Origin of the sequence: Arthrobacter sp. SPG23 (assembly GCF_000876655.1) — a bacterium.
Lineage (GTDB): Bacteria > Actinomycetota > Actinomycetes > Actinomycetales > Micrococcaceae > Arthrobacter.
On sequence record NZ_JYCN01000025.1, the window covers coordinates 151867 to 173585 of the forward strand.

General features: G+C 67.0%; 16 protein-coding genes. 5 read left to right on the forward strand and 11 right to left on the reverse strand.

The features are described 5' to 3' along the window. Window positions 1-104: 104 nt before the first annotated feature. The 5 genes from TV39_RS16770 to TV39_RS16790 are packed head-to-tail and all read right to left on the reverse strand — an operon-like array spanning window position 105 to window position 5300. On the reverse strand, window positions 105-1382 hold the full coding sequence (locus TV39_RS16770) for an MFS transporter (RefSeq protein WP_082049829.1): 1278 nt from the start codon (window positions 1380-1382) through the stop codon (window positions 105-107). A 60-nt stretch (window positions 1383-1442) separates the two neighbouring features. Continuing rightward, entirely contained in the window at window positions 1443-2069 is a 627-nt protein-coding gene (locus TV39_RS16775) for a hypothetical protein (RefSeq protein WP_043483668.1), read from the reverse strand. Window positions 2070-2088: 19 nt separating this feature from the next. Continuing rightward, entirely contained in the window at window positions 2089-3018 is a 930-nt protein-coding gene (locus tag TV39_RS16780) for a carbohydrate ABC transporter permease (protein ID WP_043483671.1), read from the reverse strand. Next, window positions 3015-3971 carry a carbohydrate ABC transporter permease gene (locus TV39_RS16785; protein ID WP_043483674.1) on the reverse strand — a complete coding sequence of 319 codons (957 nt, stop codon included), beginning with the start codon at window positions 3969-3971 and terminating at the stop codon, window positions 3015-3017. Before TV39_RS16785 ends, TV39_RS16780 begins: the two co-directional genes overlap by 4 nt. A gap of 45 nt (window positions 3972-4016) precedes the next feature. Next, window positions 4017-5300: an ABC transporter substrate-binding protein gene (locus TV39_RS16790; RefSeq protein ID WP_043483677.1), complete on the reverse strand. Its 1284-nt coding sequence runs from the start codon at window positions 5298-5300 to the stop codon at window positions 4017-4019. A 183-nt stretch (window positions 5301-5483) separates the two neighbouring features. On the opposite strand from TV39_RS16790, the gene TV39_RS16795 reads away from it, so the two are divergent. After that, window positions 5484-7517 (forward strand): beta-galactosidase, encoded by a 2034-nt coding sequence (locus tag TV39_RS16795; RefSeq protein WP_043483680.1) that lies wholly within the window; start codon window positions 5484-5486, stop codon window positions 7515-7517. Between the two features lie 150 nt (window positions 7518-7667). On the opposite strand, the gene TV39_RS16800 is transcribed toward TV39_RS16795, so the two are convergent. From TV39_RS16800 to TV39_RS16810, 3 genes are all read right to left on the reverse strand, one after another. Continuing rightward, window positions 7668-9029, reverse strand: a complete 1362-nt coding sequence (locus tag TV39_RS16800) for an ABC transporter substrate-binding protein (protein WP_043483684.1) — start codon at window positions 9027-9029, stop codon at window positions 7668-7670. A 211-nt stretch (window positions 9030-9240) separates the two neighbouring features. Further along, a complete protein-coding gene (locus TV39_RS16805) occupies window positions 9241-10182 on the reverse strand; it encodes a carbohydrate ABC transporter permease (RefSeq protein ID WP_043483687.1) in 942 nt (313 codons plus the stop codon). Further along, window positions 10172-11116, reverse strand: coding sequence for a carbohydrate ABC transporter permease (locus TV39_RS16810; protein WP_043483689.1), 945 nt, complete (start codon window positions 11114-11116; stop codon window positions 10172-10174). Before TV39_RS16810 ends, TV39_RS16805 begins: the two co-directional genes overlap by 11 nt. A gap of 455 nt (window positions 11117-11571) precedes the next feature. Here TV39_RS16810 and TV39_RS16815 point away from each other — a divergent pair, with 455 nt between their 5' ends. The 4 genes from TV39_RS16815 (at window position 11572) to TV39_RS16830 (ending at window position 18707) form a co-directional block, all read left to right on the forward strand. Continuing rightward, window positions 11572-12747: an acetylxylan esterase gene (locus TV39_RS16815; protein WP_043483691.1), complete on the forward strand. Its 1176-nt coding sequence runs from the start codon at window positions 11572-11574 to the stop codon at window positions 12745-12747. Window positions 12748-12757: 10 nt separating this feature from the next. Continuing rightward, window positions 12758-14869, forward strand: a complete 2112-nt coding sequence (locus tag TV39_RS16820; protein WP_043483692.1) for a DUF6807 family protein — start codon at window positions 12758-12760, stop codon at window positions 14867-14869. After that, the gene (locus TV39_RS16825; RefSeq protein ID WP_043483694.1) at window positions 14866-15981 is read left to right on the forward strand and encodes a M24 family metallopeptidase; all 1116 of its coding nucleotides are present in this window, start codon (window positions 14866-14868) and stop codon (window positions 15979-15981) included. The genes TV39_RS16820 and TV39_RS16825 overlap by 4 nt, the downstream gene beginning before the upstream one ends. Before the next feature lie 323 nt (window positions 15982-16304). Continuing rightward, the gene (locus TV39_RS16830; protein ID WP_043483696.1) at window positions 16305-18707 is read left to right on the forward strand and encodes a SulP family inorganic anion transporter; all 2403 of its coding nucleotides are present in this window, start codon (window positions 16305-16307) and stop codon (window positions 18705-18707) included. 11 nt (window positions 18708-18718) lie between these two features. Here TV39_RS16830 and TV39_RS16835 read toward each other — a convergent pair whose 3' ends face one another. The 3 genes from TV39_RS16835 to TV39_RS16845 all read right to left on the reverse strand — a co-directional run bounded on the left by TV39_RS16835 (window position 18719) and on the right by TV39_RS16845 (window position 21717). Then, the gene (locus tag TV39_RS16835; RefSeq protein ID WP_043483698.1) at window positions 18719-19039 is read right to left on the reverse strand and encodes a hypothetical protein; all 321 of its coding nucleotides are present in this window, start codon (window positions 19037-19039) and stop codon (window positions 18719-18721) included. Window positions 19040-19153: 114 nt separating this feature from the next. Next, entirely contained in the window at window positions 19154-20623 is a 1470-nt protein-coding gene (locus tag TV39_RS16840; RefSeq protein ID WP_043483700.1) for an aldehyde dehydrogenase (NADP(+)), read from the reverse strand. Then, entirely contained in the window at window positions 20620-21717 is a 1098-nt protein-coding gene (locus TV39_RS16845; protein ID WP_144406453.1) for a mandelate racemase/muconate lactonizing enzyme family protein, read from the reverse strand. Before TV39_RS16845 ends, TV39_RS16840 begins: the two co-directional genes overlap by 4 nt. Window positions 21718-21719 lie beyond the last annotated feature (2 nt).

The following is a 21719-nucleotide window of genomic DNA, read 5'->3' on the forward strand; positions in this document are numbered from 1 at the left end:
CCTGCCTTTTGCCGTCTTTGGCCGGAATAACCTGCGCTTAGCGGCCAAAGACGGCAAATTGCGGCCGGAAACCACGCCCGCCGCCGTCAGGCAGCCGCGGGCCCTTAGGCAGCCGAGGCCCGCCGTCGGGCGTTCAGCCACAGCAGCAGTCCGATGACTGCGGCGGACAGCATGCCGAGCGCGCCGGTCACCACCAGCCCGGTCCTGACGCCGAACTCTTCAGTGAGCCACCCTGCCAGCAGTCCGCCGAGGGCATGCCCGCCCAGCAGCAGCGGCAGGTAGAGGGCCAGGACGCGGCCGCGGACTTCCGCGCCGGCCTCCAGCTGGACGGTGGTGGCTGCACTGGTCAGGAAGAGCAGCGTCATGACGCCCACCAGCACCAGCATGGCCACGAACAGCTCCTGCGTGGGCATGAGCGCGGCTACGAGCTGGGTCAGCCCGAACAGCCCGGCACTCACCACGATCCCCCGCCGGCCCAGGGTCCGCAGCCGCGCCGCCAGCAGCGCGCCGGCAAGGGCGCCCGCCGCGCTGAACGTGTTGAAGATCCCGAATCCAGCGGCGCCGCTGTGCCAGACGTCTTCGGCGAACGCCGCGAGCACCACCGGCCCGTTCATGCCAAAGGCACCGAGGAGCCCGGCCAGCAGCATGACCAGCAGCAGGGACGGCCGGCGTCGGACATAGCGGAAGCCCGCGAGCACCTGCCCGCGGCCCCGGAGAGGCGGTGCGCCGGCATAAAGCTGGGACGTCCGGATCGCGGTGATCAGGCCCAGCACCGCCAGGCACACCACCGCGTTCGCGGCGAAGGCCGCGGCGGAGCCAGCCTTGGCGATCAGCAGGCCGCCGAGGGCGGGTCCCACCATCGCCCCGAGCTGGCCGATCGCGTTGTTCAGCCCGATCGCGGGACGCAGTGCGGCGTCCCCCACCACCTCGTTCACGAACACCTGGCGGGCCGGACCGTCGACGGCGGACGTGATGCCCAGGGCCACGCAGCAGGCGTACACGGCCCAGACGGTGATGCCGCCGCGGGCGTCAAGGACCGCGAGGGTTAGGGCCAGCAGGGCGGCGATGGACTGGCAGATCAGCAGGATGCGGCGCTTCGGGAACAGGTCCACCAGGATGCCGCTGAGCGGGCCCACCACCAGCATGGGCAGGAACTGCAGCGCCACCGCCACGCCCACCGCAGCGGGACTTCCCGTCAGCTGCAGGACCAGCCAGTCCTGGGCGAGGCGCTGCATCCACACGCCGGTGCTGCCGGCGAGCTGGATGGCAACGAAGAGTCGGTAGTTGCGCTGCGCCAGCGGGTGGTACCAGCGCAACGGCCGTTCTGAGGACTGTCCGGGGCCTTGGAGGGACTCAGCGGACTGGGTGCGGTCGGAAGACACGTCGGGCTCAACTCGGTAGTGAAGTGGACCTGCTGGGACGGTGTTGCGGCGCGGGTGGTGCTAGGCGCGCGCCGAGCGCATCTTGACGGCGGCCGAGGCCAGGATCAGGGTGCCGGGCACCACCACGAACAGGGCGGCCAGCATCCAGACGAACACAACGGCGGCAAAGAGGGCGGTGGCCAGCAGGAGGGAACCGGTCCAGTCGCGGAACGAAAGCGTCTTGGCGGCATCGAGGGCCCCGGCCCAGGCACTGCGTGGAGCCGTGCTGCCGGCGGCGTCAGACCATGCAGCAGCGGTGCGCAGGAGCAGGATGGCGCCGGCCGCTGCGAGCACGAGGGTGGCGGGAAGAACCACTTCCCGGCCGGGCAGCTGCCCCACCGTCGCGAGCAGGAGGTTCAGGACAATCACGACGGCGGCTGCCGCCGTCGTGATTCCCAGCTTCCAACTGCCCGGCAGGGCCGAGCGGAACGTGCCCCAGAGGGCACGGAGGGAGTCATCCCTGCCGGAGAGGTGGCGCTCAAGGTGGGCGATCCCCGCGGCATAGGCAGCGGGGATGGTCACCAGCGGAATGGACAGCACCAGCACCAGCACTCCGGCCAGCAGGGTCTCGGAAAACAGGGCGAAGCGGTTTACCGGGATCCGGTCGTCGTGGCCTGAGGCGGGCGTGGTGCTGTCCATGATGCTCATTTTCTATCTCAGTCTTCCGTCAGCCCTTGAGGCCCTGGGTGGAGACGCCTTCAACAATGTAGCGCTGGAAGACCAGGAAGAAGATCAGCACCGGCAGCAGAGCCAGGACGGACATGGCGATCATCGCGCCGTAGTCCGAACTCTGGGTCTGGTCCACGAAGAGGCGCAGGGCCAGCGGCAGCGGGTACTTCTCCGGGGTGTTCAGGTACAGCAGCGGGCCCAGGAAGTCGTTCCAGCTCCAGATGAAGGAGAAGATGGACGTCGAAATCAGCGCCGGTTTCATCAGCGGGAGCATGATGGAAGTGAAGATCCGGACGTGGCCGGCGCCGTCGATGCGTGCTGCCTCGTCCAGTTCCGCCGGGAGGTTGCGCATGAACTGGACCATCAGGAACACGAAGAACGCGTCCGCGGCCAGGAACTTTCCGATCAGCAGCGGGATGTAGGTGTCCACGAGGCCCAGCTGCTGGAAGATGATGTACTGCGGGATGATCACCACGTGGAACGGCAGCAGCAGGGTGGCGATCATCATGCCGAAGAGCGCGCTGCGGCCCGGGAACTTGATCCGTGCGAAGGCATAGGCCGAAACGCTGGCCGACAGGATGGTGCCCACCACGGCGCCGATGGCCAGGACCAGCGAGTTGGTGAAGAACTGCAGGGTGGACACCCCGCCGATCCCCTCCATGGCGGTGGTGAAGTTGTCGAAGCTGAAGTTGCTGGACCACAGGGAGGTGTTGGTGCCGCCGATTTCGGCGTTCGGCTTGAACGAGGAGGCCACCATCCAGAGCGCCGGGTAGAGGACGACGGCGGTGAGGGCGAGCGCCACGATGTGGAAGATGACGCTCTTGGCCCGCTTGGCCCCCACGGACTCGGATTTGGGGTTGTACTCGGGTGCCTGAACGGGTGCGGTACCGCCGGCTTTCGGCTGGGTGGGTGTTGCCATGGTTGTCATTTCGAATCACCGCTGTAGTGGACCCAGGACTTGGAGGTTTTGAAGAAGATGAGGGTGATGATGCCCACCACGACCACCAGGAGCCAGGCCATCGCCGAGGCGTAGCCCATCCGGAAGTCGCTGAAGCCCCGCAGGTAGAGGTAGAGGGTGTAGAAGAGGGTGGAGCCGGCCGGGCCGCCTTCACCGTTGGAGATGATGTAGGCCGAGGCGAAGATCTGGAAGGCGTGGATGGTTTCCATCAGCAGGTTGAAGAAGATCACCGGGGAAAGCATGGGCCAGGTGATGTTGAAGAACTTCCGGACCGGACCGGCACCGTCCATGGAGGCGGCTTCGTACAGGTCCGCCGGGATCTGCTTGAGGCCGGCGAGGAAGATCACCATCGGGGCACCGAACTGCCAGACGGTCAGCAGGATCATCATGGGCATGGTCATGGACGGGTTGCCCACCCAGCCGCCCAGGTTGATGCCGAAGAAGGACAGGCCCTGGTCCACCGGGCCGGAGTCACCGAACATCGCCTTCCAGACGATGGCGATGGACACGGACGCGCCGATCAGGGACGGGGCATAGAAGGCCGAGCGGTAGAACCCCTGGCCCTTGCGCTTGCTGTTGAGCAGCATGGCGACGGCCAGTGCGGCGGCGAGCTTCAGCGGGGTACCGAAGACCACGTAGGACAGGGTCACGCCCACCGACTGCAGGAACCGTTCGTCCTGGAACAGGGTGGTGTAGTTGTCCAGCCCGATCCATTTGGGCGGTTCGAAGAGGTTGTAGTTGGTGAAGGACAGGTAGAGCGAGGAGATCATCGGGCCCACGGTGAGGGCGATGAATCCCAGCAGCCAGGGCAGCAGGAAGGTGTAGCCGGCGCGGGCATCCGCCCCCCGCTGCCGCGATTTGCGCGGCAGCGGGGGCGAGGACGACGACGACGAACGCCTGCTCAGGGTTGGGCTTTGGGTCACGAGTTCATTCCGTCAGTTGTGAATGCCGGGCAGACAATACGCTGCTCAGGCGTTCTGCTTGATGAGGTCTTCGGCTTCCTTGAACCAGGCGTCGGCCGCGGAGTCAACGGTCAGCTTGCCGAAGTTGAGGTCCGAGCTGATCCGCTTGAACGAAGCCTCCAGGGTGCCGAAACCGACGATGGGCGGCTCGGGAGCATCCTTGAGGTACTTCTCAATTGACTTCTCGTAGTCCACCACGATCTTGTCAGTGCCTTCGAAGGTGGTGCCGTCGCGCTGGGTCTTCGAGGCGGGAACGCCGCGGGAAGTCTTGAAGATCTGGCCCACCTCGGGGTCGTTGATCATGAAGTCGATGAAGCGTGCGGAGGCGTCCTTGAACTTGGTCTTGGCGCTGGCAACCATCAGCATCGACGGCTTGAGGAAGAGGCCCAGGTTGTCCGGATCGTCGGAGGGAACGGGAACGATCTTCAGCTCCTTGGCGCCGCTGTCAGCGAGGTAGCCGGCCATGAAGTTGTCCCAGGTGTTTTCCGCAACGGTCACGTTGGAGCCGAACGGGGATTTCGGGGCCAGCTGGGTGGCCCGCTCCTCGGAGACCAGGGCTGGCGTCCCGCGCAGGTCCGACGCCATGTTCCACCAGGTCTTTAGGTCGTCCTTGCTGAAGCCCAGCTTGCCGTCCTCGGTGAAGGCTTCGATGTTGTTCTGGCGGAGCCAGATGTTGAACTGCCACCAGATGCCGGTGAAGTCCGTGGACCCGAAGATGGTGCCGTTGCCCTTGGCGCCGACCTCCTTGAGCCAGGACTTGTATTCGTCATAGGTCCAGCTGCCGTCGGGCTCGGAGACCCCGAGGGACTTGAGCTTGGCGGGATCGTAGTAAACGGCAAAAGCGTTGGTGCTGGTGGGGATGCCGTAGGTCTTGCCCTTAATCTGGCCGGACGGCAGCAGCGACTTATCGAAGCCCGAGGTGTCAATCTTCACGGTGCCCAGGTCAAGAAGCTGGTTCCGCTGGCCGTAGTCACGAAGGTAGGAGAGGTCCCACTGCATCACGTCAGGCAGGCCGCCGCCGGCAGCTTCGGTGGCGCGCTTCTGCCAGTAGCCGGCAAAGTCGGTGAAGTTGCCGTTGACCTTGATATCCGGGTTCTTGGACTCGAACAGTGCGATGGCCTTGCGGGTGCGGGTGGCGCGGTCATCGTTGCCCCACCAGGTGTAGTTGATGGTGACCGGGTTCGCCGCCGAACCCGTCTGGGCGGGGGCCGGGGAGCCACAAGCCGCCAGCGCAGCGGCAGATGCGGTGCCCAGCGCCACGGTGGTGAGGAAATTCCTTCTGCTGATCATTAGAGCCTCCTTGCTCGGTTGTGTAAGCGCGATTCCCTGTGATTCTCTGCGACGAGAGCAGTGACGTGGCTTACACGTGCTTTCTGAAACGATACAATATCCTCATTCACAGATTTGGGCAAGCGTTTTCCAAACATCAGCTTTCATGCCACGATCGGGTACCAGCATCGACGAAGGAGTCCCATGTCATCCCAGGAAAAATCCACTCCACCAGCGGTGTGGGGCAGCCTTGAAGGCATCGCTTACGGGGGCGACTACAACCCCGAACAGTGGCCGGTCAGCACACGGCTGGAAGACCTCGGACTCATGAAGGAAGCCGGTGTCACCTTCCTCAGCGTAGGCATCTTTTCCTGGGGCCTGCTGGAACCGTCCGAGGGCAACTACGACTTTGGCTGGCTGGATGACGTCCTGGACAACCTGGCGGCGGCAGGCATCAAGGTGGCCCTCGCCACCGCCACCGCTGCTCCCCCGGCATGGCTCGTGCGCAAACACCCGGAAATCCTCCCGGTCACGGCTGACGGAACCGTGCTGGGACCGGGATCCCGGCGGCACTACACGCCGTCGTCGGCCGTCTACCGGCGGTACGCAACGGGCATCACCCGGGTGCTGGCAGAGCGGTACAAGGACCACCCGGCACTGGCGCTGTGGCATGTGGACAACGAACTCGGCTGCCACGTTTCGGAGTTCTACGGCGACGAGGACGCCGCCGCCTTCCGCCGCTGGCTCGAGCGGCGGTACGGGGACATTGATGCCCTGAACGCATCCTGGGGAACGGCCTTCTGGTCCCAGCACTACGCCTCGTTCGAGGAAATCCTGCCGCCCGGAGTGGCGCCGTCCACCCTGAATCCGGGCCAGCAGCTGGACTTCCAACGCTTCAATTCCTGGGGCCTAATGGACTATTACCGGTCGCTGCTGGAGGTGCTGCGGGAAGTGACTCCGGGAGTGCCCGCCACCACCAACCTCATGGTTTCCAGCGCCACCAAGTCCATGGACTATTTCGACTGGGCAAAGGACCTGGACGTCATCGCCAACGACCACTACCTCGTGGCCGCCGATCCGGAGCGTCAGATCGAGCTCGCCTTCAGCGCGGACCTCACCCGCGGCGTTGCCGGCGGTGACCCCTGGATCCTGATGGAACATTCGACGTCGGCAGTGAACTGGCAGCCCCGCAACCAGCCCAAGATGCCCGGCGAAATGCTGCGCAACTCCCTGGCGCACGTGGCCCGCGGAGCGGATGCCGTGATGTTCTTCCAGTGGCGGCAGAGCTTCGCCGGCTCGGAGAAATTCCACTCCGCCATGTTGCCGCACGGCGGGCGCGAGACGCGGGTCTTCCAGGAGGTGGTGGGGCTCGGCTCCGCGCTGCAGAAGCTGGCGTCCGTCCGGGGATCCCGGGTGGAGGCGCGAGTGGCCATCGTGTTCGACTACGAGGCATGGTGGGCCAGCGAACTCGACTCCCACCCCAGCCAGGACGTGAAGTACCTGGACCTGATGCGCGCCTTCCACCGGAGCCTGTTCCTGCGCGGAATTTCGACGGATTTTGTGCACCCTGCGGCCTCGCTCGAGGGGTACGACCTGGTCCTGGTGTGCACCCTGTACAACGTGACCGACGCCGCGGCCGCGAACATCGCCTCGGCTGCGCGCGCCGGCGCAACAGTCCTGGTCAGCTATTTCAGCGGCATCGTCGACGAACAGGACCACGTCCGGCTCGGCGGTTACCCTGGCGCGTTCCGCGACCTGCTGGGGGTCAGGGTGGAGGAATTCCACCCGCTGCTGGCCGGGTCCACGGTCAAACTCAGCGACGGCGGAGCGGGGACGGTGTGGAGCGAGCATGTGCACGTGGCCGGAGCCGCGGGGGCCCCCGGGGCCGAGCCGGTGCAGACATTCACCGACTACCCGCTGGAGGGCGTTCCCGCCCTGACGCGGCGCTCCGTCGGAACCGGCTCGGCCTGGTACCTCGCAACCTTCCCGGACCGGGACGGCATCGAGGCACTGGTGGACCGGCTGCTCGCCGACTCGGAAGTTTCCGCAGTGGCCGAAGCGGACCAGGGAGTCGAATTGACGCGGCGACGCTCCGGCGACGGCACCAGCTTCGTCTTCGCCATCAACCACTCACGCGCCGACGCCTCCGTGCGCGTGGCCGGGGCTGAGCTGCTGTCCGGAGAGCAGTTCACCGGCACAGTTCCGGCAGGCGGCGTGGCGGTGATCGCGGAGGACTGACCCTGTTCCGAGATGGCATTTGGCGGCAGTGCGGGCGCCCCGCATCTCCGCCAAATGCCATCTGGGGGCGGCGACAAACGTGCCCCTATCCGAATCACTAGGCAGATAGGGGCACGTCTGTAAGGAACTGCGGCGAAGCTGACGCTCCTGCTAGCTGCTGATGGCTGATTTCATTTCATCGACCGCCTTCTTGCCGGCTTCCTCAGTGGACAGCCGGTTGAAGAGAACCTCCGAGGTGTAGCGCTTGACGATTTCCTGGATGGCACCCGCCCCCTTCGGCGGCGGCGCCGGGGCCTCGCCGAGTTCGCCCTTGATCTGGTCAATGAACTTGACCACCTTGATGTCGGCGGGGGTCAGCTTGGGTTCGATTGCTGCCCGGACGTCGGAGTTGGGGTAAACGCCGCGGTCGGCAAGGAGTGTTTCGCCGGCCTTGGTGTTGTTGGCCAGGAAGTTGATGAATTTGGCGGTTTCCTCCGGGTGCTTGGTGCGTGAAGAGGCTGACCAGAACTGCGAGGCCTTGTACCAAAGCTTGGCGTCCGCGGAGGTGCCGGTCTTGGACGGGAACCGCAGGATCTGAAGCTCTCCGCCGGCGGCCTTCTCCAGCGCCGGAAGCTGGTTGGACCACCAGAACGCGAGCCCGTTCTTGCCGGTCGCCAGGCCGCTCTGGTCCAGCGGTGCCGCCTCGGCCTCAACCACCTCTGATGCCGAAGGGACGGCCTTCTTTTCGCTGAGTTCCTTCAGGAACGCCCACCATTCGGCGATGTCGCCCGGCTCGAAGCCCAGCTTCCCGTCACTGGTGTACAGCGATTTTCCGTTCTGTCGAAGCCATACGCCGAGCGAAGCTTCGTCCGTGCCGTAGGCCGCAGCCCCGTAGGTGCCCTTCGGGGACTTTGCGGTGACCTCGGCCGCGATGCGCTCGAAATCTTCCCACGTCCACTTGCTGTCGTCGGGAAGTTCAACGCCGGCAGCCTTGAAGACGGCCGGGTTGGCCAGGATGGTTGCCGCGTTGATGCCGGCGGCAATGCCCGTCAGTCCATCCTCGCTCTTCCCGGCGTTGAGGGCGGCTTCGTCAAACTTTGACGTGTCAATGTCGTACTTGGACAGGTCCAGCAGGGCGCCGCGGCTGGAGTACTCCGTGATGTATTTCTCGTCCATCTGGATGATGTCCGGGGCGTCGTTCGCAGCAACCTGCGTGGCGAGCTTGTCCCAGTATCCGCTCCAGTCGCCGAACTCCGGCTTGATCTTGATGTTCGGGTTCTCGGCTTCGAAGGCGGCGATCGCGGCCTGCGTCAGCTGCGCCCGCTTGTCCCCTCCCCACCAGGAGAAACGGAGTTCAACCTTGCCGTCGGCACTTTGCGGGGCGGCTCCCCCGCCGCAGGCACTAAGGGCCAGGACGACGGCGGCAGCTGCGGCAACTGCGCCGGCCCGGCGGAGCCTGCGCCCGGCCCGGGCGGATGTGGCCTCAGCTGCGCCACGACGGGCGGCTGAGGCAGGGCGGGAAAATAGCGGCACTGGATTCTCCGATCTTCTTTGATCTTGATGTCGATTAAGGGGAAACAGGGTGGTTCGAAAAGTCATTGAGAAAACGTTTTCTCTTACTGAGAATACAAGCAAGATACTTGTAATACAAGATGGTAGCCTGCTGATTTTGCGGCCGTCCAACGAAAGGGGTGGACGGGCGACGAACGCCCCTCCGCCCCGTTCAAAGCTGAACCTGCAGGATTTACTTGATGCCCGTCGTCGCGATTCCCTTGATCAGGAAGCGCTGCCCGAACAGGAACACCAGGAACACCGGCAGCAGGGACACGATGGACATCGCGAAGAGCGACCCCCAGCTCGTGGCGGACTGCGAGTCCACGAAAGCCCGCAACGCCACCGGAACAGTGAACATGTCCGGATCAGTGAGGTAGATGAGCGCCCCGAAGAAGTCGTTCCACGTCCAGATGAACGTGAAGATGGTGGTGGTTGCCAGGGCCGGCACCATCAGCGGCAGGATGACCCGCAGGAAGATGCGGGGGTGCCCGGCGCCGTCGATCCTGGCGGCCTCATCCAGCTCCTTGGGAATGCCCCGGATGAACTGCACCATCAGGAACACGAAGAACGCATCCGTCGCCAGGAGCTTGGGCACAATCAACGGCCAGAAGGTGTTCACCCAGCCGATCTGCGAGAACAGGATGTACTGCGGAACGATGATCACGTGGAACGGCAGCATGATGGTCAGGAGCATGATGCCGAAGAACAGCTTCTTGCCGGTGAACTGCAGCCGGGCGAAGGCGTAGGCCGCCATGGAGCAGGAGATCAGGTTTCCCAGGATGGATCCCAGGACCACGATCGCCGAGTTGAGCATGTAGTGGCCGAACGGGTGGGTCAGGGCGGACCAGCCATCGGTGTAGTTGCCCATTTCCAGGCTGTTCAGCCACAGTCCGGGCTCGCGGAAGATCAGTTCGTTGGGCCGCAGCGAGGACACAACCATCCACAGGAGCGGGTAGATCATCAGGCCGCCGGCGACGATCAGGATGGCGTGCTTCATCAGCGCCTTGCTGCGCTGCGCCCGGCTGAACGCCAGGGTCCCCCTGGACTCGCGCACCTTGGGCTTGCGGTTCGTAGGCTTGCCGGCGCCGGGCGTCTTGTCCGGAGCGGGCAGCGTCTCAAGCTTAGTCGTCATAGAAAACCCAATACTTAGAAGCGATGAAGTTGATGGCGGTGAACACGCCGATGATGACCAGCAGGAACCAGGCCATGGCCGAGGCGTAGCCCATGTCGAACTGGCCGAAGCCCTTCTGGTAGAGGTACAGCGTGAAGAACATGGTCGAGTCGGACGGGCCGCCATTGCCGCCGGAGACGATGAACGCCTGGGTGAACGACTGGAACGAGCCGATGATCTGGAGCACCAGGTTGAAGAAGATGATGGGGCTGAGCATCGGCATGGTGATCCGCCGGAACTGCTGCAGCGTACTTGCACCGTCCACCTTGGCCGCCTCGTAGTACATGACCGGGATCTGCCGCAGGCCGGCCAGGAAGATGATCATGGGAGCGCCGAACGTCCAGACGTGCAGCAGGATGATCGAGCCCAGGGCCGTACTGGGATCCGAGATCCAGCCGGGCCCCTGGATGCCGAACATGGCCAGGACCTGGTTCACCAGGCCCGTGGTGCCGAAGATCTGCTTCCACAGGATGGCAACAGCAACTGAGCCGCCCAGCAGGGACGGCAGGTAGAACACCGAACGATAGAACGGCAGCCCGCGAAGCCCCTTGTCAAGGACCAGCGCGATCAACAGCGCGACGGCCAGCTGGAGCGGTACGCCAACGAAGACGTAGGTGAACGTTACCCGCAGCGAATTGTGCAGCCGGGCGTCGCTGAGCATGCGGGTGAAGTTGTCCAGGCCGGTCCATTCCGGCGGCTGGAGCAGGTTGTAATCCGTGAAGGACAGGTACAGGGACATCAGCATGGGGCCGATGGTGATGGCCACGAGCCCCACCAGCCATGGCAGCAGGAAAATGTAGGCGGCCTTGTTGTCGCGGCCGTTAGCCTTCTTCTCCTCTGCGGTGGCTTTGCCCTTGCGGCGGGAGATTGAGCTGAGTTCGCTAATGGCGCTCACTGCATCGACTCCGTCCGGAACAGCGGGCGCGCTTCCACCGGCAAGCCTGCCGGGCGCGCAGCCCTGGGAATGTGTTTAGCGGCCATGTGGTCTCCTTTGGTCATCGTGGCCCTCCACGTCTTGGTGATCGTCGGCGCGATCAGGTCATGCACTGTTCTGGCGGCCGATCCGGCCGTACTGCAGGATTCCCCGCAACAGCCTCTTCCGGCACCTTGCGACGGTGCTGAATAACTGCGGCTTTGTACCAAAGTAAACGGTTTCTTGACTCCTGTATAGCCCTTTGTTAGTTTTTGAGAAAACGTTTTCTGTTGCGCCGGTCACTCACCGTCGTAGCAACAACTGAGGGGCAGGACAATGAAGTTAGCTCTCAAGAAGTTTGCCATGGGTGTTGCCGGCGCGACGGCGGCACCGGCGTTGGTACTGACCGGTTGCGGCAACGAACAGTAGGCAGGCCAGTGAACGAAACCATCCCGCCGGTCCGGCCCAGCGCGATCGCCGGCTACGAGGACTGGCCCGGCTGGGTCCGGCAGCACCCCCGGTACCAGGCTTACGGGCCGGCCGCACAGGAACTTTCCGCCGCCCTCGGTGTGCCGGGTCCGTCCGTCCCGGTGGACCTGCAGGTCCACTGGGAGGACACGCACGACGGCGTCACCACCTCCCAGCTCAGCTGGCAGCTGGGCTTCGGCCCCCGGACGACGGGCTGGCTGGTCCGCCCGGCAGGAAGCAGCAAGCCCCTGCCTGGCGTCCTTGCCCTGCACTGCCACGGCGGGAACAAGTTCGGCGGGGCGGACCGGCTCGTGGAACTTCCCCGCACCCACCCCTCCGCTGCGGCGGCCCGCGCGGGGCATTATGACGGGCACGCGCTGGCGACGGACGTGGCGCGCCAGGGCTTCGCAGTCCTGGCACATGACACGTTCGGCTGGGGCAGCCGCCGCTTCGACCTGGCGGATCCGCCGTGGCGGACAGCCTCGGGGTTGGCCGCACGCAAGGCGCAGTGGCGGGAGGACGGCGTCGAGCCCTCCGAAGCGGACCTCTACAATGCCGCCGCCGGCTTCCACGAGGATACGGTGGCCAAGGCGGCCGGACTGCTTGGCACCAGCCTCGCCGGAATGGTGGCGCACGACGACCTCGCCGCCCTGGAAGTTCTGGCCGCCCTGCCGGAGGTCAGCCAGGACCGGCTGGGCTGCATCGGGTTCTCCGGCGGCGGCGGCCGTTCGCTGACTCTGGCAGCCTTGAGCCCCCGGATCCGGACCTACGTGGTGACCTGCATGATGACCACGTTCCGGTCCCTGCTGCCCGCCTACCTGGACGCACATTCCTGGCTGCTGCAGACCCCGGGGCTCTGGAAGCTCGGTGACTGGCCGGAGCTGACCACCAGGTCCGGTGCCGGCAGTTTCCTGGTCCAGTACGCCCTGGCGGACCCGCTCTTTCCAGAGGCCGGCATGAGGGACGCCCACGGCAAACTGGAGTCCCTGCATCCCCGGGGCGCCTACACCGGAAGTTTCTGGCCCGGCGGCCACGTTTTCACCGCCCGGATGCAGCATGAAGCAACCAGTTTCCTGGCAGCAGCCCTGGACGCCCGGGGCAGCGACCGCAGGCCCCTTCCCGCCTTTCAGCCCCCTAGCCATTGAGGACCACTTCATGACTCAGCAATCCGTCGCCGCGGATTTCGGCAGCCGCACGGCTGCTGGCTCCGCATACCCGGCCGCCCGCCCGCGCATAGCCCTGGTGGGCGTGCACGGATTCGGTGAGCGGCACCTGGCCAACCTCGTGCGGCTCGAGGAAGCCGGCGCCCTGGAACTGGTGGCAGTGGCTGACCCCACTCCCCCCGCCCCCGGGAGACTCGCTGACACTGTGGCCGCCTTCCAGGACCTGGAACAGCTGCTGGGCTCCGGTCCGGCCCCTGACGTGGTAATCCTGGCCACGCCCATCCAGACGCACGCGCCGCTGGCCCTTGCCGCGATCGCCGCCGGGGCCGATGTCTACGTGGAGAAGCCGCCCATGGCGTCCCTGGCCCAGTTCGACGCCGTGCTTGCCGCGGCCCAGGCGGCCGGCCGGCTGGTCCAGGTGGGCTTCCAGAGCCTGGGCTCCCACGCCCTGCCGGCGCTGGACCGGCTCGTGGCGTCCGGGGAAATCGGCGAGGTCCGCGGAGTGAGCGCCGTCGGCACGTGGGTGCGCACCAAGGGCTATTTCAAGCGATCACGCTGGGCAGGCAAACGCAGCCTGGACGGCACGGATGTGGTGGACGGCGTAGCCACCAATGCTTTGGCGCATGCGGTGGCCACCGGACTGAAGATCGCGGGTGCGGAATTGGCCGATGACGTCCTGTCCGTGGAAACGGACCTGTACCGTGCCCACGCGACCGAAAGCGACGACACCTCGGTGCTCCGGGTCCGCACCTCCGGCGGCACCGTCCTCCTCTGCGCCCTGACCCTCTGCGCCGACGAACAGACCGCGCCGACCGTCACTGTCCACGGCACCCTGGGCCGGGCAGACTTCTTCTACACCGAGGACCGGCTGGCCGTGACAACGCCCGACGGCGAGCGCACCGAAACATACGGCCGTACGGATCTGCTGGAAAACCTCCTGGCTGCCCGCCGTTCCCCTGGCAGCGCGCAGCAGCTGCTCAGCCCGTTGGCCGGGAACGGCGCTTTCATGAAGGTGCTGGAGGCCATCCGGACGGTGGAGCAGCCCCGCGCGATCGGCGCGGCGCATGTGGTCTGGGAAGGCGAGGGCGATGACGCCCACCCCGTGGTCCGCGGAATCCGCCAGCTGGTGCGCCGGGCCGCCGCGGCGCAGGCCACCTTCGCGGAGCTCGGCGCGCCCTGGGCCCGCGAGCTGCCTGCAGACGAGCCGCGGCCCGCATTCACGGTGAACGGGAAAGCGGTGGCGAGGCTCGCGGACGGCAGCCGGATAACACCCACGTCATCGCCCCGCCCCTACCTCCATCCGGTCAGCACCCTGGCCGGCACCGTGGTGACCGATCATCTGCCCGAGGACCACGTGTGGCACCTCGGAGCGGGGGTTGCCATCCAGGACGTGGACGGCGTCAATTTCTGGGGCGGCCGCACCTATACCCGCGACGCCGGGGCCTACGTCTGGCGGAAGGACCACGGACGGATCGTCACCCTCGGGGTGGAAAGCGGCGTCCACAGAGGCTCGCGGACCGAAACCCTGAGCTGGCTGGCACCGGACAACTCCACGGAACCCGCGGTTCCCCTCCTCAGCGAACGCCGGACGTGGAGCTGGGCCGCCGTCGACTCCTCCACGTGGCAGCTCACGCTGGATTTCACACTGACGCCCTCCGGGCCGGACCCGGTCGCGCTCGGCAGCCCGGGCTCGAACGGCCGCCCGCAGGGCGGCTACGGTGGCTTCTTCTGGCGCCTTCCCGCCGTCGACGGTGCAAGGGTGTGGACAGCCTCCGCGGAAGGGGAAGACGCCGTCCACGGCGCTGTCCCCTCCGCTGCGGCGCCGTGGCTGGCGTGGGCGGGCACCTTCCGGAAGGGAGAGCCCGACGGCGGACCGGCCACGCTCGTCTTCCTGCCCCGGCCGGAGCCGGAGCAGCCCCGCGATCCCTGGTTTGTCCGCATGTCGGGGTACCCCGGCGTCGGGCTGTCCCTGGCGTGGGAGCAGCCGGCAACAGCCAGCCATGCCACCCCGCTGCACCGCACCGTCACCGTCCTGGTGGCCGACGGCCTCCTGTCCACCAGCGATATCGAACAGCTCATCACTACTTTGGGGGAATCCACGTGAACACCGCTACGCAACAGGCACAGCAGAACGCCGCATCAGCAACAGCCGCCCCCGGGAACCCGGCCGACCGGGCAGTCAAACGGCGCCGAGTCCTGGATATCCTGGACGCTGTGGGCCGGGACTCGCTCCTCCTGACCACCAACACGGCACTGACCTGGTACCTGGACGGGAGCCGCGTCCACATCAGCCTGGCCGGCGACCCCGTCGCGGCCATGCTGGTTGACCGCGACGGCGACCACCTGGTCACGTACAACAACGAGGCCGCCCGTATCGCCGCGGAGGAGCTGCCCGACGGCGTCGCCCTCCACACCGTGCCCTGGCACGGGCAGCTGCATGCCGCCGCAGCCATGCTCGCCGCCGGCGGTAAGCCGCTCGCAGAGGCTGACGTCGCTGCAGAGCTGAGGACCGCACGCCAGCAGTTCCTGCCCGGCGAGAGCGCCCGGTACGCCCGGCTGTGCGCTGACGCGGCCGCCGCGATGACCGACGTACTCGCCGGCGCCACCCCGGAAACCACCGAGTTCGCTGTGGCTTCGGCCCTGGCCGCGCGGGTCGTGGCGATGGGCGCCGAGCCGCTGGTTCTCCTGTGCAACGGTTCCGCACGCAGCGCGTTCCGCCACCCGCTTCCCACCCGCGCGCCGATCGGCCGGCGGGCCATGGCAGTGGTGTGCGCACGGCGCAACGGGCTGGTGGCCAACGTGACCCGCTGGGTGCGGTTCGACGCCGGGACCCCGGAAGAGCTCGACGCCGAAACCCGCATTGCGGCAGTAGAGGCGGACATCTTTGACGCCACTGTTCCGGGGGCGCGGCTTGGCGGCATCTTCGCGGAAATCCAGGAAGCCTACCTCCGCCACGGGTTCGGTGCGGACCAGTGGACCCTCCACCACCAGGGCGGTCCGGCCGGTTACGCGGGCCGCGATCCCCGGGCGACTCCCGGTACCGACGACGCTGTGGTCCCTCACCAGACCTTCACCTGGAATCCCTCCGCCCCGGGAGTCAAGATCGAGGACACGGTGCAGCTCACCGACTCGGGGATCACCGTCCTCAGCGTGGACCCGCGCTGGCCGGCCGCCGTGGTGAACGGCCTCCGGCGGCCGCTGACCCTGGAGCTGTGAGCGCGCAACATGACGTCACTGGTATAGACCGGCAGGTACTTTCGGGAAGGAACCGCCGGAATTTTTTCGCCCCGAAGGCCGATGAAATCCCCCATCGAGTGGATTTGACTTGAAAACCTAGCCTGATTCGGTGGGGCCGGGCCAGCTCCCTGCAGCGGGGAAACGGGCGGTTCACCCGGCCTCCGCGCCGGGAATGTTGAGCTTCCGTTACGCGGCGGGAGCGGTTCCTGGGCGTGTTCTTTGTCACGATCTGGTCCCTTGCGGGCTGAACTGGAGCGTCAATAGCGTGGCACGGGACCGCGAAGCACCAGCGAAGGACTGCAATGCCACCAGCACCCGCCAAGACGGACTCGCCCGCACAGACAGGCCAGAACCGGAAAGAACAGGATCCCGCCACAGCCCGGGGAGGTTCGCCTGACCAACCAGGCACCCGGAGCCTCCGGAGTTTCCTGACAACCGGTCTCCGTTGGGACCTGCCCGCATCGCTGGTGGTGTTCCTGGTGGCCGTCCCGCTGTCGCTGGGCATCGCGGCCGCCTCGGGCGCCCCGGTCATGGCCGGCCTGATTGCCGCCGCCGTGGGCGGGATCGTTGCCGGCAGCCTGGGCGGCTCACCGCTGCAGGTCAGCGGACCCGCCGCCGGCCTGACGGTCATCGTTGCCGGCCTGATCGAACAGTTCGGCTGGCCCGTCACCTGCGCCATCACAGCGGCGGCCGGCGTGCTCCAGGCGATGCTGGGCCTGGCGCGGGTGGGCCGCGTCGCGCTGGCCATTGCGCCGGTGGTGGTGCATGCCATGCTCGCCGGCATCGGCATCACCATCGTGCTGCAGCAGCTGCACGTGATGCTCGGCGCAGAGTCGGCAAGTGAAGCCTGGCAGAACATCATGGCCATGCCGGGGAGCTTCATCGCCGCCGACATCGCCGCCGCGGCACTGGGTGCGGTGGTCATCGCCCTGCTGCTCGGCTGGAAGCACCTCCCCGCCGCTGTACGCAGGGTTCCCGGGCCCCTCGTTGCGGTCATCGCAGCCACCGTCCTCTCCCTGCCCTTGAACGTGGACCGGATCACCTTCGATGGATCCCTGCTCGGCGCGCTGGCCCTTCCCGAGCTGCCCGACGGTAACTGGGCAGCCGTCGTCATGGGCGTGGTGACGATCGCGCTGATCGCCAGTGTGGAATCCCTGCTCTCCGCCGTGGCCGTGGACAAGATGCACCACGGCCGGCGAACGGACTTCAACCGCGAGCTCCTGGGGCAGGGTGCCGCCAATGTGACCTCCGGGATGCTGGGAGGCCTGCCCGTCACCGGGGTGATCGTCCGGAGTGCCACCAACATTGAGGCCGGCGCCCGGACTCGGAAGTCCGCGATACTCCACGGCGTCTGGGTGCTGGTCTTCTCGCTGCTGCTGGCAGGCCTGATCCAGCTGATTCCCCAAGCTGTCCTCGCAGGCCTGCTGATCGTCATCGGCTCCCGCCTGGTCCGGGCGGCCGACATCAGGACCGCACGGCGGACCGGCGACCTGACCGTCTACGGTGTGACCCTGTTCTGCGTGGTGTTCGTCAACCTGCTCGCGGGAGTTTTGACCGGCCTGGTCCTTGCCGTTGCACTGGTTCTCTGGCGGGTGGCGAGGGCCAGCATCCACGCGGAACCGGCCGGCACCGGCGACGGCGACCGGAACCGCTGGCGGGTGGTGATCGACGGCTCCTGCAGTTTCCTCTCCCTCCCGCGCCTGAGCGCCGTGCTGGCCTCGGTTCCTGCCGGTGCGCACGTCACGGTAGAGCTGGAGGTGGACTTCCTGGACCATCCCGTCCACGACACCCTTGATGCCTGGCGCAGCAGGCACGTGGGCAACGACGGCACCGTGGTCATGGAGGAAAGCGGCACGGCCACGCTCCACGATGCGCAGGCGGGCCCGCCGAGCCGCGGCAGTTCACGCTCCGCCCTTCGGAGCGGATTCGCCCCCTGGCGCAGCTGGCAGCGGCGGATGCTTGCCGGGCACGCGGCCTCCGGGACGGCTGTTGCAGGAACGGAACTTTCGGGGTCTGAGGTTGCAGGCACCGGGGTTCCGGGACCGCTGCGTTCCGTGCTGACCGGCGTGGACAACTACCACCGGCGCAACGCGCACCTGGTGCGTCCCCATGTCCAGGAGCTGTCCTCGTTCCAGGATCCGGGCACGCTGTTCGTGGCCTGCTCGGACTCCCGCCTGGTGCCCAACCTGATCACCAGCAGCGGCCCGGGCGACCTCTTCACCGTCCGGAATGTGGGCAATGTGGTGGGAGACGACGGCAGGGACGCTTCCATCGAGGCAGCCTTGGAGTTTGCCCTCAACGAACTGTCGGTGGAGTCCATCGTTGTCTGCGGGCATTCGGGCTGCGGTGCCATGACCGCTCTGCGGGCTGATCCGGACGGGGCTGATCCTGACGGCGCGGACGAGCGTGGGGCCATCGACGTCTGGCTCGACCACGCACGGCCAAGCCTGGCCGCCTTCCGCGAGGGGCACCCGGTGCAGGCCGCGGCAGCCGAGGCGGGTTACGGTGCCGTGGACCAGCTGGCCATGGTGAACGTTGCCGTGCAGCTGGACAGGCTCCGGCGCCACTCCGGCCTGCAGGAACCGCTCGAGTCCGGGCGCATCCATGTTGCGGGGTTGTTTTATGACATCTCCACGGCACGGGTCCTGCGGATCACGCCGGACAGCATCAGCCACCTCGACCCTGCCGCGGCAGTCACCCGCTAAGCGGGCCTGGCTCAGGCGTTGGAGAACCACACGACGTGCGGTTCCCGCCGGGCTGCGCGCGGAGCGGCGAGCCGCTCCGCGCGGGCCACCTTGTCCACGCGGGCAGAATCCACCGCCACAGTCTTTTCCACCCTGACTATTTCCAGGGCTTCCACGTCCAGCAGCTTGCGCGCCCCCGTCCGCGAATCCACGATCCAGAACAGGTCCGCAGACGGGATCGTTTCCGTAACCAGACCCCGGTGGAACAACCGCCCCCTGTGCCAGGCTTCGATTTCTTCCCCGGCCGACAACTCCGAGCTGGTGCGGACGATGGTATTGCCGCCTGTATCCACGATGAGCCCCTCCCCTGGTGCTACTCCTGGGAACAGCATCCCCCGGCAAGATTGCAGCAACGTTTCCGGAGGGTGATTTTCCTGTGTCACTTGCGCCCCAACCGGCCCATGAGGCTAAGGCAGCACCAGTGTGCCGTCCACACGCCGCGGTATTCCCAGCGGGTTGGCTTCCCGCAGGGCGGGGTGCAGGACTGCTTCGGGAGCGTCCTGGTAGGCCACGGGGCGCTGGAAGCGGCGCACCGCCGTCGCCCCCACCGATGTGAACAGCGAGGTGGTGGCCGGGTACGGCCCGCCGTGCTGCTGGGCCCAGTTCACCGCGACACCGGTGGGCCAGCCGTCGAACAGCACGCGGCCGGCGAGCCCGGACAGCTGCTCCACCATTCCGGAAACGTCCTCGCGCGGCTGCGCGTGAACGGTGGCGGTCAGGCTGCCGGGCACCAGCGCGAGCGCCTCAGTCAGCTCATCGTTGCCGGAGTATTCGATCAGCAGCGTGGTGGGGCCGAAGCACTCCTCCAGCAGGTCCTCCGGGCGCTCCAGGACGCTGGCTGCGGTGGTCCTGAAGATCACCGGTGCCGCGCCGTCCGCTGCGGCATCCTGGTCAACCGAGCCGCTGACCACCTGTACGGCGGCCCGGCCGGACCCATCCGTCAGTGAAGCCACCGCCCGGAGTCCGTCCGGGTAGGCGTCGGCGATGCGCTCCGTCAGCATCGGGGCCGCGCCCTTGTCCTTGGCGGCTTCCGCCAGCAGCCCCGGGAAGTCGGTTCCTGCGGGGATGAACACGAGTCCCGGCTTGGTGCAGAACTGGCCGGCGCCGAGGGTGAAGGAACCCGCGAGGCCTGCAGCGAGCTCGCCGGCGCGGGCCTTGAGCGCCCCGGCCGTGACCACGACGGGGTTAAGGCTGCCAAGTTCGCCATAGAAGGGGATGGGTTCGGGCCGGGAGACCGCGAGGTCGAACAACGCCCGGCCGCCGGGAATGGACCCGGTGAAACCCACGGCCTTGATGGCGGGATCCTGCACCAGCGCGGTGCCGGCGTCCCGTCCGCTGACCAGCGCAAACAGGCCGTCGGGAGCACCGGCCGCGGCCAGTGCGTCCGTGACGATTTCCGCCGTCCGCTCGGAGAGCCTGAGGTGGCCGGAGTGCGCCTTCACAATGACGGAACAGCCGACGGCGAGCGCCGATGCGGTGTCGCCCCCCGCCACCGAGAACGCAAACGGGAAGTTCGACGCCGAGAAGACAGCCACCGGGCCGATCGGCTTCAGCAGCCGCCGCAGGTCGGGCCGGGGCGGAGTGGCCGAAGGGTCGGCGTGGTCGATGACCGCTTCAAGGTAGGAGCCTTCGGTGATCACCGCGGCGAAGAGCCGGAGCTGCCCCGAGGTGCGGGCCACCTCGCCGGTGAGCCGCGCGGTACCCAGCCGGGTCTCCGCATCGGCAAGGGCCACCAGTTCAGTCACGTGGGCGTCCAGCGCATCGGCGACGGCGTTCAGCCAGGCTGCCCGTTCGACGTCGGGCGCTGCCGCGGCGGCTTTGGCCGCCCGTGTGGCGGCGGCCGTCAGGGCGGTGAGTTCGAGGGTTGCTGTTGTCACAGTGAATTCCTGTTCTGGTTGTCAGCGGATGGTCCGGAGAAGGCGAACCCCAGCCCGGGCCGGCCCGTGAGGGTGAGCCGGCTGTTGCCGACCCGCACGGGTGAGGGTTCGTCCAGCACGCCAAGCTGTTCGAAGGAGGCGTCCTCGACGTCCTCCACCAGGGTGGGCTCGGCCATGGTCAGCGCGAGCTGGCCGGAGAGTTCCGGCAGCAGGTGCGGCATGACCCTGATGCTGTGGGTGCGGGCGAGTTCCACGATGCGGCGGAACGGGGTAATGCCGCCCACCCGGATGATGTTGGGCTGGATGATGTCCACCGCTCCCGCCTCGATGAAATCGCGGAAGCGGTAGATGTTGTGCAGGTTCTCGCCCAGCGCGATGGGTACCGGCGAGTGCTGGCGCAGCCTGCGGTAGGCCCACAGGTCATCCGCCCGGAGGGGTTCTTCCAGCCATTCAAGGCCGAACTCCCCCAGCACGTCCAGGGCGCGGAATGTCGCGGGCAGGTCCCACCGCTGGTTGGCGTCGATCATGAGCTTCCGGTCCGGGCCCAGCACCTTCCGGACAGCGGCCACGCGTTCGGAGTCTTCCCGGATGTCCGGCTTGCCCACCTTGATCTTGACCGCGTTGTGCCCGGCAGCCACCCAGCGTTCCACCTGCGCCACGAGCTCCCCGAGGGAGTAGTGCAGGTTCACGCCGGAGCCGTACACCTCCACGGAATCCTGGCGCTGGCCCAGCAGCCCGGTGACCGAGGTTCCGGCCCGGCGCGCCTGCAGGTCCCACAGGGCAAGGTCCGCACCGGCCATGGCGATGGTGGTCAGACCCCCGCCGCCGGCTTCGTGCAGCCTCTTCCACAGCTGGTCCCACACTCCCTCGGGGTTCGCTTCGAGCCCGGTGATGAAAGGCGCGACGTCGAAGTCCAGGAGGGCCTTGACCGCCTGCGGGCCGATGGTGGGGGTCCAGGAGAACCCGTGCCCGGTGCCGCCGTCGTCCGTCCGGACTTCGGTGACGATCACATGGTTTTCCGGTGCCTCCGCACCCCAGCTGCGCAGGAGCGGAACCGTCAGGAGGCGGCTCGACAGCCCGGTGATCCGGGGCATGG

Coding starts and splice junctions, on each gene's coding strand:
- TV39_RS16775 (WP_043483668.1), bottom strand. CDS start 2,069: ATGAGCATCATGGACAGCACCACGCCCGCCTCAGGCCACGACGACCGG.
- TV39_RS16780 (WP_043483671.1), bottom strand. CDS start 3,018: ATGACAACCATGGCAACACCCACCCAGCCGAAAGCCGGCGGTACCGCA.
- TV39_RS16790 (WP_043483677.1), bottom strand. CDS start 5,300: ATGATCAGCAGAAGGAATTTCCTCACCACCGTGGCGCTGGGCACCGCA.
- TV39_RS16795 (WP_043483680.1), top strand. CDS start 5,484: ATGTCATCCCAGGAAAAATCCACTCCACCAGCGGTGTGGGGCAGCCTT.
- TV39_RS16805 (WP_043483687.1), bottom strand. CDS start 10,182: ATGACGACTAAGCTTGAGACGCTGCCCGCTCCGGACAAGACGCCCGGC.
- TV39_RS16820 (WP_043483692.1), top strand. CDS start 12,758: ATGACTCAGCAATCCGTCGCCGCGGATTTCGGCAGCCGCACGGCTGCT.
- TV39_RS16830 (WP_043483696.1), top strand. CDS start 16,305: ATGCCACCAGCACCCGCCAAGACGGACTCGCCCGCACAGACAGGCCAG.
- TV39_RS16845 (WP_144406453.1), bottom strand. CDS start 21,717: ATGCCCCGGATCACCGGGCTGTCGAGCCGCCTCCTGACGGTTCCGCTC.